This is a genomic window from Paenibacillus sp. ov031 (assembly GCF_900143165.1).
Lineage (GTDB): Bacteria > Bacillota > Bacilli > Paenibacillales > Paenibacillaceae > Paenibacillus > Paenibacillus marchantiae.
The window spans coordinates 106,532-118,180 of the sequence record NZ_FRDO01000006.1 but is presented as its reverse complement, the minus strand read 5'-3'; the positions used below and the strand labels follow the sequence as shown (position 1 = coordinate 118,180).

General features: G+C 40.7%; 10 protein-coding genes. 5 read left to right on the top strand and 5 right to left on the bottom strand.

What is annotated here, in order from left to right; genetic code table 11:
- Nucleotides 1–63: 63 nt before the first annotated feature.
- Nucleotides 64–549, bottom strand: a complete 486-nt coding sequence (locus tag BUA17_RS22685; protein ID WP_072735096.1) for a hypothetical protein — start codon at nucleotides 547–549, stop codon at nucleotides 64–66.
- A gap of 339 nt (nucleotides 550–888) precedes the next feature.
- Between BUA17_RS22685 and BUA17_RS22680 the strand changes: the two genes are divergently transcribed.
- The 4 genes from BUA17_RS22680 to BUA17_RS22665 are packed head-to-tail and all read left to right on the top strand — an operon-like array spanning nucleotide 889 to nucleotide 8,750.
- Nucleotides 889–2,916: a type I restriction-modification system subunit M gene (locus BUA17_RS22680; RefSeq protein WP_072735095.1), complete on the top strand. Its 2,028-nt coding sequence runs from the start codon at nucleotides 889–891 to the stop codon at nucleotides 2,914–2,916.
- Nucleotides 2,913–4,238, top strand: a complete 1,326-nt coding sequence (locus tag BUA17_RS22675; protein ID WP_072735094.1) for a restriction endonuclease subunit S — start codon at nucleotides 2,913–2,915, stop codon at nucleotides 4,236–4,238. Before BUA17_RS22680 ends, BUA17_RS22675 begins: the two co-directional genes overlap by 4 nt.
- 3 nt (nucleotides 4,239–4,241) lie before the next feature.
- Nucleotides 4,242–7,484 carry a type I restriction endonuclease subunit R gene (locus tag BUA17_RS22670; protein WP_072735093.1) on the top strand — a complete coding sequence of 1,081 codons (3,243 nt, stop codon included), beginning with the start codon at nucleotides 4,242–4,244 and terminating at the stop codon, nucleotides 7,482–7,484.
- Nucleotides 7,485–7,487: 3 nt separating this feature from the next.
- On the top strand, nucleotides 7,488–8,750 hold the full coding sequence (locus BUA17_RS22665) for an ISL3 family transposase (protein WP_072735092.1): 1,263 nt from the start codon (nucleotides 7,488–7,490) through the stop codon (nucleotides 8,748–8,750).
- Nucleotides 8,751–9,143: 393 nt separating this feature from the next.
- On the opposite strand, the gene BUA17_RS31325 is transcribed toward BUA17_RS22665, so the two are convergent.
- Nucleotides 9,144–9,287, bottom strand: a complete 144-nt coding sequence (locus tag BUA17_RS31325) for a hypothetical protein (RefSeq protein WP_170867915.1) — start codon at nucleotides 9,285–9,287, stop codon at nucleotides 9,144–9,146.
- A gap of 78 nt (nucleotides 9,288–9,365) precedes the next feature.
- Complete coding sequence (locus BUA17_RS22660; protein WP_083584825.1) at nucleotides 9,366–9,866, bottom strand: hypothetical protein; 501 nt, start codon at nucleotides 9,864–9,866, stop codon at nucleotides 9,366–9,368.
- 143 nt (nucleotides 9,867–10,009) lie between these two features.
- Between BUA17_RS22660 and BUA17_RS22655 the strand changes: the two genes are divergently transcribed.
- Nucleotides 10,010–10,363, top strand: a complete 354-nt coding sequence (locus BUA17_RS22655; protein WP_072735091.1) for a helix-turn-helix domain-containing protein — start codon at nucleotides 10,010–10,012, stop codon at nucleotides 10,361–10,363.
- Between the two features lie 63 nt (nucleotides 10,364–10,426).
- On the opposite strand, the gene BUA17_RS22650 is transcribed toward BUA17_RS22655, so the two are convergent.
- Nucleotides 10,427–11,161, bottom strand: a complete 735-nt coding sequence (locus tag BUA17_RS22650) for a restriction endonuclease (RefSeq protein WP_072735090.1) — start codon at nucleotides 11,159–11,161, stop codon at nucleotides 10,427–10,429.
- A gap of 11 nt (nucleotides 11,162–11,172) precedes the next feature.
- Nucleotides 11,173–11,643, bottom strand: a complete 471-nt coding sequence (locus BUA17_RS22645) for a hypothetical protein (protein WP_072735089.1) — start codon at nucleotides 11,641–11,643, stop codon at nucleotides 11,173–11,175.
- Nucleotides 11,644–11,649: the final 6 nt, after the last annotated feature.

Here is an 11,649-nt window from a genome sequence, read left to right as displayed (position 1 = left end):
AAGAAAAGCCCGTAACTACTCGTTTAGGAGTCGATATGGGCCTACTTTCGAAATTCTTGTTACTTATAAGGAGTTCGGGTTTACATAACACCAATCAGACAGATTAGAAGTTTTCAATGCTTTCTCCAGATCAGAAAATGTATACACCCAATCTTCCTCTATCCAAACTATCATCTGTGGGTGTCTCGCAAGAAAATGATACAGAAAGGTTAGCGTGACCTCTTCATTTTGATAAATCTCATCAATAATAAGTGTGTTAAAGTATATCTGCCCATCCTCTCTCCATTCCAATTCTCTGTATTGATGTAGGGCAGGTTCGTCATACACATCAACTCTAATCATATCATTCGCCACACTATTGTCTGAATCTTGTTGGTTTGGACGTGCAATACCCAAGGCACAATGTTTCATGTTCTGTTCTGAATCTACATCTTGAATTCCATCAATTAAATGTAGATTTGATTCCAGACAAACTTGTCGGATATCCACAGCCAAACGATCTATGGGTATATTACTGTTCTCTTCTACTAATACAAAAGCCGATGCCATTATTTTAGTACCTCCCTTAATTCATCCAACGAGTTAACCACTTTGACGCCCTTACTTTTTACATAATTGATTTTCTCAGATGCAATTGTACCCGTATTTTCTAGCGGTGCGTCAATATACAAAACAAATTCCTTCTTATTATGATTTAAAAAACTCTTTATGATTTATATCCACGAGTCTATCGATTTGGTCCGTTTTCACTGCTTCCGCTGATTTTTTCACTTCAACAATTTGCGAGTTCGCAACAACATCCAGATCCGTAACTCTTTGAGCAGAACTTAGTTGACAACAATCACATGAATAATGTATTGTTTGTGCAAAAGTTGGTTGGAGGACAAAATGATAGAATTCGCAGGCTCGGCTGCATCGCAAGCCGATTTTATTTGGAAGAACGCAGAAGATCTTTGGGGCGACTTTAAGCATACCGATTTCGGTAAAATTATCCTCCCTTTTACTTTGTTACGTCGGTTGGAATGTGCTCTTGAATCTACAAGAGACGCTGTAAATGAAACTTATCACAACTTTAAGGATGCCAAAATTGAGATTGATCCGATTTTACGCCAAACCGCTGGTTACCCATTTTATAATACTTCTGAGTATTCGCTTGCCACGCTTGGCAGCACTAAAACACGCCGCAATTTAGAAGATTACATTGCCCAATTTTCCGATAATTCTAGAGCCATTTTTGAAGAGTTTGAATTCGGGAATACGATAATCCGGCTTGAGAAAGCTGGTCTACTCTACACCATCTGTAAGAATTTCGCTAGCATTAATTTACACCCTGACACAGTCCCTGATAGAGTGATGAGTAATATCTACGAGCATCTGATCCGGCGCTTTGGTGCTGAGGTTAATGAAGGCGCTGAGGACTTCATGACACCCCGCGACATCGTGCATTTAGCTACTGCACTATTGCTTGATCCCGATGATGCGTTGTTTGAAGAAAATCCTGGTCTTATCAGAACCCTATATGATCCTACCTGTGGGACTGGTGGATTTTTAACCGATGCCATGAACCATGTTGCTGATTACGGTAGCCACTATAAAATCCCACCAGTATTGGTTCCACATGGGCAAGAACTTGAAACTGAGACTCATGCGGTTTGTGTAGCAGGTATGCTGATTCGTCGTTTGGAGTCAGATCCAGGTCGTGATCTATCCAAAAACATACTTCAGGGCAGTACGCTCTCAAATGATAAATTTGCTGGTGAACGATTTCATTACTGCCTCTCCAACCCACCTTTCGGAAAAAGGTGGGAAAAAGATAAAACTGCCGTTGAAAAAGAGCACAAGCAGGGTGCCTTAGGCCGTTTCGGACCGGGGCTACCCAAGATTAGCGATGGCTCAATGCTTTTCCTAATGCACTTGGCAAGCAAATTAGAACTACCAGAGAATGGAGGTGGTCGTGCTGCTATTGTATTGTCTGGCTCCCCACTGTTCAATGGTAGTGCTGGTTCTGGTGAGTCTGAAATACGTCGCTGGTTGCTTGAAAATGACCTTGTTGAAGCCATTATCGCACTGCCTACAGACATTTTCTTCAGAACCGATATCGCCACTTACCTGTGGATTCTATCCAACAAAAAAAATAAAAATCGAAAAGATAAAGTCCAGCTTATCAACGCAACTGAACTGTGGACTTCTATCAAGAATGAAGGTAATAAACGCCGAATCGTGAGTGATGATCAGCGTCGTCAGATTTTGGATATCTATGCCGCTGCCGAGAATGATAAAATTTCAAAAATGGTTGATTACCGTGCATTTGGGTATCGTCGAATCAAAGTGCTCCGCCCGCTGCGAATGACGCTGTTACTCGATGAGCAAGGGCTGTCTAGGCTTGAGTCTAATAGTACTTGGCTAAAACTCTCCCCGGAACATCAATCGTTCTGGCTTACAGCCATCAAACCTCTTATCGGTAAAACCAAGGAGTATAGTTGGGCTGAAACCTTCACTAAAGAGGCAGTGAGAAGCTCTGAAGCTAAGTCCCTGAAGGTAAAAGCTAGCAAGACTTTAGTCACAATGTTGCTTAACGCCTTCGGTCACAAAGATCCTGAAGCCAAACCTGTTACAGATGCTCAAGGCAATGTCGTAGCCGATACGAATTTAATCGATTACGAAAATGTGCCTTTCTTAGAATCTATAGAAGAATATTTTGCCCGTGAAGTGCTACCTCATGTGCCGGATGCATACATCGATGAATCTTTTACTGACAATAAGGACAAGAAGCTTGGCCGCGTAGGCTATGAAATTAACTTTAACCGCTTCTTCTATCAATACCAGCCGCCGCGTAAACTGAATAACATTGATTTTGAATTGAAAGAGGTTGAAGGTGAGATCGCCGCACTATTGGCAGAGGTGGAAATGAAATGAATCAATATAAACCTTATCCAAAATATAAAGATTCGGGTATCGTATGGATTGAGAGTGTACCAGAGCATTGGAAAGTATCGAGACTCAAATTTCTTATTTCTCAATGCCAAAATGGTGTTTGGGGAGATGACCCACTAGAAGATGGCACAGACACTCTTTGTATTAGAGTTGCAGACTTTGACAGGGAAAATCTTAAAGTTATTGATAGACCATCAACATATCGTCAAATCAACTCTGAACATCGAGAAAGTAGATTAGTTTCTAAAGGCGATATTTTGCTTGAAAAATCAGGTGGCGGTGAAAAAACGCTGGTTGGTGCCAATGTTCAATATCTTGGTAATGAAAACGCAGTCTGCTCAAACTTTGTCGCAGTAATTAAACCATCGGAAAAAGTGAATGCTTCATGGTTGAATTATCTTATGTCTGCAATGTATTCCCGAAAAATTAACTTAAAATCAATAAAGCAGGCTACTGGGATTCAGAATCTAGACTCAGAGCAATACTTAGATGAAGCGATTGCATATCCACCTAAAGAAGAGCAAAACAAAATTTCAGATGCAATAAGTCGCGAAATCTCTCGTATAGACACATTAATAACCAAGAAAACCCATTTTATTGACTTGCTCAAAGAAAAGCGACAGGCACTAATTACTCATGCTGTCACCAAAGGGCTAAACTCTAAGGTGAAAATGAAAGATTCTGGTGTTGAGTGGATTGGGGAAGTACCGGAACACTGGGAAATCATTTCTGGGAATCGGTTATTTAGCGAAAGCAAGCAACTCGCTTTTGAAAATGATCAACATCTTTCAGCTACACAAAAGTATGGAGTAATTCCTCTTGAAGAGTTCCAAGAGCTTGAGGGCAGAAGGGTAACTCAGGCAGTGAAAAATCTGGAAAAGAGAAAACATGCAAGGATTAACGATTTTGTTATTAGCATGAGAAGCTTTCAAGGGGGAATTGAACGAGTCAAAGCGAACGGTTGTGTTCGTTCGTCATATGTTGTCTTAAAACCAACCCCTGCTTCACATGTTGGTTATTTCACTTATTTATTCAAATCAATAACCTACATTCAAGGCCTACAGGCAACTTCTATGTTTATTAGAGACGGGCAAGACCTAAGCTATAACAACTTTCGTCAAGTAAAAGTACCATGTCCGAGTGTGTCAGAACAAACGCAGATTGCGGATTTTTTGGACAAAGCCATTAAATCTATTGATATGCTCATTACAAAAACACAAAAAAGCATAGATTTGCTCAAAGAACGCCGTTCAGCATTTATCACAGCGGCTGTGACAGGACAAATAGACTTGCGAGGAGAATAAAGGATGAATTCATCTGCGCATCAGGAAAAGCACTTCCAAACTTACATCATTGACCGGTTGATAGAGCAAGGTTGGAAGCTGGGTGACCCCAAACGTTACGATACTGAACGTGCGCTGTTCTCAGAGGACCTTGAAAGTTGGATTAAGAACAGTGGACAGAAGGATAAATGGGATAGGTTGGAACGATTAAATGGCTCAAAAACTCTTGAAGTTGTTATGGAGCGGTTGACAAAAGTGCTGGAGCAGCAAGGCACAGTACAAGTATTGCGTCAGGGCTTCTCGATTGCCGGTTGCGGTCTGATTGAAATGACAGAAACCGAACCTGAAGATAAGCGTAACGAATCAGTGATTGAGCGCTACAAAGCGAATATTTTGCGTGTTGTCCCCGAGTTGAAGTATCACCCTGCTCGTGACTTTGCAATTGACCTAGTGTTCTTTATCAATGGTTTACCTGTGGCTACTGTTGAGCTAAAGACAGATTTCACACAATCAGCAGAGGCAGCGATGGAGCAATACCGCCAAGATCGTTTGCCATTTGATCCAAAAACCAAACGTAAAGAGCCTCTATTGACCTTCAAGCGTGGTGCAGTCGTTCATTTTGCCATGTCCGATTCTGAAATCATGATGTCAACCAAACTGGATGGCATGAGTACCTTCTTCTTGCCGTTCAATAAGGGGAATGATGGGCGCGCCGGCAATCCACCGGGTGAGAAAAAAACCGATGGCAACATTGAATACCCTGTGGCCTACTTCTGGGAGGATGTGTGTCAACCGGATGCGTGGCTACGCATATTCCACAGCTTCGTTTATGTTGAGAAAAAGAATGTCGTTGATATTCAAGGTAATTGGTCGAAGAAAGAGACACTGATATTTCCACGTTTCCATCAATGGACAGCAGTCAATGCCTTGCTTACTGATGCTCGCAATAATGGCGCAGGAATGACCTACCTGGCTGACCATAGTGCGGGTTCCGGCAAAACCAGCACCATTTCCTGGACTGCTCATAATTTGGTGAAACTTCGTAAAGAAAATGGTAAATCCGTTTTTAACAGCGTCATCATTGTGACTGACCGCAATGTACTTGATGGACAGCTTCAAGACGCAGTTAAACAAATTGACCATCAATTTGGTGTTATTGCCGCGATTGAACGCCATAAGTCTTCTAAGTCCAAAAGCAAGCAGTTGGCTGAAGCGCTGTTGGCTGGAACCCCTATTATTGTTGTGACTATCCAGACGTTTCCTTATGCAATGGAGGCGATTATTACTGATAATAACCTCAAGGGGAGAAACTTTGCAGTTATTATTGATGAAGCACACAACTCTCAGACAGGTTCTACGGCGGCCAAATTACAAACCGCATTAGGTATCAGTGGTCAGGATACAATGTCCACTATGACGGTAGATGAGCTATTAGAACAACTGCAAAAGTCTCGAGTTCGCCCTGACAACATCAGCTATTTTGCATTCACGGGTACGCCTAAACATTCAACTTTGATGTTGTTTGGCCGCCCTGACGATATGACAAAGCCACCATCCAAAGAGAACCCACCGAGAGCCTTCCATAGATACACTATGCGCCAGGCCATCGAAGAAGGCTTTATTCTAGACGTACTTAAAGGCTATGTGCCTTATCAAACCGCTTTTAATCTTTCCAAACAGCTTGAAGACAGTAAACGAGTGAGTGGAAAAGCAGCAAAACGCGCTTTAGCCCAGTGGATGGCACTGCATCCTACAAATGTGACTCAAAAGGTGGAATTCATTATTGAACACTTCTCGAGAAACGTAGCTCATCGTCTAGATAGCAAAGCAAAGGCTATGGTTGTCACCAGTTCTCGTGCTGCTGCAATTCGTTATAAAAAAGCTTTTGACCGTTATATAGAGCAACATAGTGAATACAGCTTTATTCATTCACTGGTCGCTTTCTCAGGTAAGATGATTGGAAAGCAGGTCATGCACAATGATGATGAGGCATTCAAAAATGATGTGTTTATTGTCGACGAAAATGAGGAGTTTACAGAACAAAGCATGAACCCTGAGTTGCAAGATCAGGATTTACGTTTTGCTTTTGACCGTCCAGAATACCGCGTGATGCTGGTTGCGGACAAGTTCCAAACGGGATTTGACCAACCGAAACTGGTCGCCATGTATGTGGACAAAAAAATAGCAAACCACGTTGAAATTGTGCAAACCTTTTCGCGCTTGAATCGTATGACCCTAGGTAAGGATGAAGTGTTCATCATCGACTTTGTGAATGACCCTGCTAACGTTCGTTACGCTTTTTCACTATATGACGATGGAGCACATATCGACGATGTGCAAGACTTGAATGTGGTTTATGAAATTAAAGAACGCTTAGATGAGCATGGGCTTTATACCGAAAAAGATTTAGCCACCTTTAAAGATGCACGGTTCAAAACTATTCGCGATATTGCTCACGCGCAAGCACCACAACACAAAGAACTGTATGCAGCGACGGAAGGCGCTACCCGTCTTTACAACGAGAAGATGAAGATGCATCGTGATGCAATGGCAACTTGGGAATTGGCATTTGAAAAGGCTTATGCAAAAGGTGATGAGGCAGGTATGAAGTCTGCCGATCATCATCAAAATGAATACGCAGAGCAAATTAAGTCGTTGCTAGGCTTTAAATCAGACTTGGTCCGTTTTTGCAGCACCTACGCTTATGTTGCTCAACTCATTGATTTTGCTGATCCAGAGCTTGAGAACTTCGCCGCCTTTGCCAAGCTATTGCAAAAGCGCCTTCACAATGAACCGCCAGAAACTGTAGATCTGCAAGGGTTAGTGCTCACAGGCTTTGATATTAAAAGTCGTACTGAAGAGTTGTCAGAAGAGGATGGAACCCCCGTCTTACAACCTACAGGCTCAGGCAGTGGCGGTGGCGCAGGTGATAAGCCGAAGTTCGTAAAAGAAATCATTGAAAAGCTTAATAGCCTGTTTGGTGAAGCAACACCGATTCAGGATCAGGTTGCCTTTGTTAATCAGATCAAATCGATTGCCGGAGAAAGTGATGTGGTCATGGCGCAAATCGAGAGCAACACCCGCGAACAAGCAATGAAAGGAAACCTGCCTAGTGCTGTGCAAAATGCCGTTGTGCGGGCGCTCTCAAGCCATCAAAAGCTTGCCACGCAGATTCTTAAATCCGATCGTCAGGGTATGTCAGCGCTGGTTAATGTAATTTATGAAATGCTTCGCGATGGCAAGACTATAGACCTGGATTTGGACTAGCCCATGTTTGATTTATTGAATTTGCCGGGCATCAAACTCGTTGATATGTATAAAGAAAGCGGGGCTCTCATCTTTGTTGCGGTGGCGGGTAATTCTGAGAAGTTCATTTGTCCTAATTGCAAAATCCCAATGCACAGGCATGGGACTCGGAAGAACAAGTTTTCTGATATTCCGCTGTACATAGAACCCGTTCGTCTTGAAGTGCAAAGGCCGCGTTTCCGCTGTGAAATATGCAAAAAAATAACAATTCCTGAGCTAAGCTTCTTAGACCATAAGCGCCGAGCAACTAAGCGCTTGGTTGATGTCATTCGACAGAAATGCCTTACCACTACATTGCGCTCCTTGGCAGACCAAACAGGCGTTTCCGTTAATACAGTGAAAAATATCACCCATGACTTGATACAAGATCTTAAGCAAACCGTTCGTTATGAAACGCCAATCATCATGGGAATTGATGAAGTAAGTTTAGCCGGTGGTTATCGTTGCGTCATTACTAATCTAGCTACCAACAACTTGTTTGAAGTTCTGGAGGAGTGCACGCAAAACCATCTGAAGCCATACTTTAAGGAACTGCCCGACCGTGAAAAAGTTGAGTGGGTTTGTACCGGCATATCGCCGCCTATAAAACGCTGCTTTGCTGAGTTTTTTCCTAATGCAAAGATGGTTATTGATAAGTTTCATGTTGTCAAAATAGCATCGGAAGCACTGAAAGAAGAACAGATGAAATATCAGGTACAACTTAGCAAAGACTATCAAATTAACGTCAAAAAATCCATTCGATGGATGACGCTTAAACGACCTGAAAACCTGACACCTGCCGAGCATAAAGCCATCGTTCGTCAACAAATCCCAGAATTGGCCTTCGCTTATGAGTGTAAGGAAAGCTTCTTTGCAATTTATAACGAACCAGACAAGCAGCATGCTCAGATTGCTTTTGAAGCATGGAAAAAGAGTTTACCAGATGAAGGCATGGAACCGTTCAAAAGGTTGGTCAAAACGGTTAACAATCACTATGACGACATCTTTGCATATTGGGATGCCCCATTCCCAATTACCAATACCCAAACGGAAGGTTTGAATGTATTGATCAAAATATTAAATCGTTTAGGGCGCGGGTACAGCTATGAAATTGTTCGCGCAAAAACGTTATATTCAGCAGAGGCACGTAAGGTTGGTAGTGGTATTCGGTCAGGGAATCGAAAGGTTGAGTATGGACCGCATATTCCAACGCTACTGAAGCAAGCTGAGATTAGAAACTTGAATTAAGGATCAAAAATCTAATAAGTTTCTAGGAAAATAGCAGGAATTTAATTAATGAGATATTTTTTTAGGTATACGATCTAAGGTTAGAAATGGATATTTCCATCCAAAAATACAAATACCGTTTAAAAATTATTAAAGCTGCCAGGGAATCATGTCATATGAGTTCACTGGCAGTTGTTTTGTTTGTACTATTTTCTGTCCTCTGCTCAAAATGTACTTTTAATCATACATACAATTCTCCTTCGTCCAACGGTATAATAGTGGCCGTTCCTTTGCATCCTGTATCTATACAGCCCATCCTCAAAACTCGTATACTAACTTCGCCTTACTTCACTTAGAAAAGGGCAAATCAATAATCAATTTATATACTCTAGCTAATGTCTTCTCGTTCCACGCTCAGAGCGCAAGCTTGTCTTCATCCGAAAAGTGTTTCTTTTTCCAGTACTCCTTCTCAGTTGAATACGTTTGGTGAATCTTATGTTTTCCATCGATGGGGACCAGGTCCATATACAGCTCCAACAGTCCTTCCGGCAAGTTCATTCATATTGTTTCCAGTTACAGCCTGCCCTGCTCTTACATACGCATTGAATCACTAGATTATTTTATCTCCGATGTTTCTTACTCCAACCGGTTCTCTAACTCCTTCAATATTTCTTCTGTTCGTTGAAGCAGATTCTTGATGTTGTTTGGCTTTATAGTCCTATCCTGGTTAATCCCCTCTATGGTGGACATATGTTGAATCATACCGATGAACAAAGCCCTGTCCAATCCAGGTACAGTATCCGTATGCACTAAAGGCAAAATCTCATTCATGGTAAGCTCCTTCGGTGGATGTACTGCATGATACTTTTGGATATATAATGCTTTGATCATGGAAGCTAGTGCCCAGTCGCAGAGTATGAGGCAAGCTTGAAACTGATTGTGATTATGCATGATGGTGGCAAGTTTGATGTGATATTTCGAATGCTGGTGATAGCCCATAATTGTATTACGCAGTGCATATTCATCTGGAGTATGGCTACAAACGGGTTGTATGGAATTATAACTTTCTTGAAAACGTGGAATAAAATCTACTTGGTGATTATAATGCTCTTCGGTAATGGACCAATTTCTTGCCATTGTCATCCCTCCAATGAGTTATTACCAGTATTATATAATAAATAAATACTCAAAGATATAATTTATTTAAATTATACTATTCAAATACTCATGTTTAGCACCCAACATCTTGTCTACACTTTTACATATAGGGGGTGCATAGTGTGGAAGATAGAAAAATTTTAAAATTAGTCGGTGCACGAATTAAAGTTTTAAGGAAAGATAAGGGACTATCACAGGAGGCACTTGGAGAAAAAGGTGGATTCCATTTTACATACATTGGACAAGTTGAACGTGGAGAGAAAAACGTTTCTTTAATTAATCTTGGTAAAATTGCAGAAGCGTTGGATGTAAATGTTTCTCAACTTTTTGCTTATGTGAATGATGAATTTGAATTAACCGAGACGGATATTATGATTCAAGAAATAGTGGACATGCTGAGAGATGCATCTTTAGATAATATTCAATTATCTAGGAACATTCTAAAAGAGATACTAAAGAGTTACAGAACAAATTAGAAATAAGGCAAAGCAACTGTTTAACTGGTCGCTTTGCCTTTGTTTTCCGTCAGTTTGACTTACTCAGATAGCTTTCGTTTTTCTACAAGTAGGGTAGCTGCTACATCCCCAAAATTCCGCCCCATTTTTATTCTTACGTTTAACCATTGCAGCACCACAACTGCATTTGATATTAGATACGGTTTTAGATAAAGATTGCTCTTTCTTGGTCGTAGTAGTTTTTACTTTTCTATTGGAAGGCGTCCATTTCCCCCAACTGCGCAGCTTGCTGTCTACTAAACCACCGTGCCAATAATCCACTTTGAATTGATCGGCTTCTTTTCTTGCTGGACCCGTAAGATCAGATGTAGTCACGATTAGAGACAAAATACAGTCATGATTCCTTTTCGCACCTACCAGCTCACGAACAGTCATTACTTGCACCTTATTATGATCGGCATAACATTTGGCTTGGACTGCTGTTTTTTCACCACGCTTATCCGTAATAACCAGATCTACTCCTCCATCTTTACCCCCAACGCCTACTTCTTTTACAGTGTAACCAATGTCTTTAAAATAGAGGGTAAGTAAACGTTCGAACTCTGCTCCGGTCATTTTATCTAGTGGTAAAGTTAGAATCACTTCGTCTGCTCTGCACGTAGAGGAGGCACGGTTGAATCCAGTATTCGCAGATTTCTTAATAGCTGGATTCTTAGTTGTTTTAGATCTTCTAGTTTTTTTCTTTTTAGAAGGTTGTAATAACCCTGCAATAACTGCTAGACAGAATATTCCTACAATAAATAATATTATTGAATTCATGTATATTGTTTCTACTCCTTCTGGAATAACTGTAGTGTATCACCTATTACAAATTCTATTCCATAATCTAACCATAACGCTGTGCAGGTTTTTTCGTTTTGCTGTATCCTTTGGTACATCAAATTGTCTTTAATTTCATTTCTAAATCTCTCATGTCCAAGTTTTTTTAAACGCTCCAGCCTAACTGGCAAATTTTTTAATTCCTTGAAGTTTTCAAATAAAATTATAGGTATGAAATCATTATAATCAGTAATGCTAATATTTGTAATATTACCGCTATTGTTCTCTAAAATAATTATATTTGCATCATGAAATACATAACTATAATAAGTATCATATTTAAAGATTTCAAACTCAGGGTTATACAAACTTAAAATATTTCTCTTCAGATCATTCATAAAAATATCAACATAAGAGCTGACTGCACTATTTTCAACTGTATTTAATGATTCGGAAGATTCGGAGTAACTCCTATTAAACATAAGCTC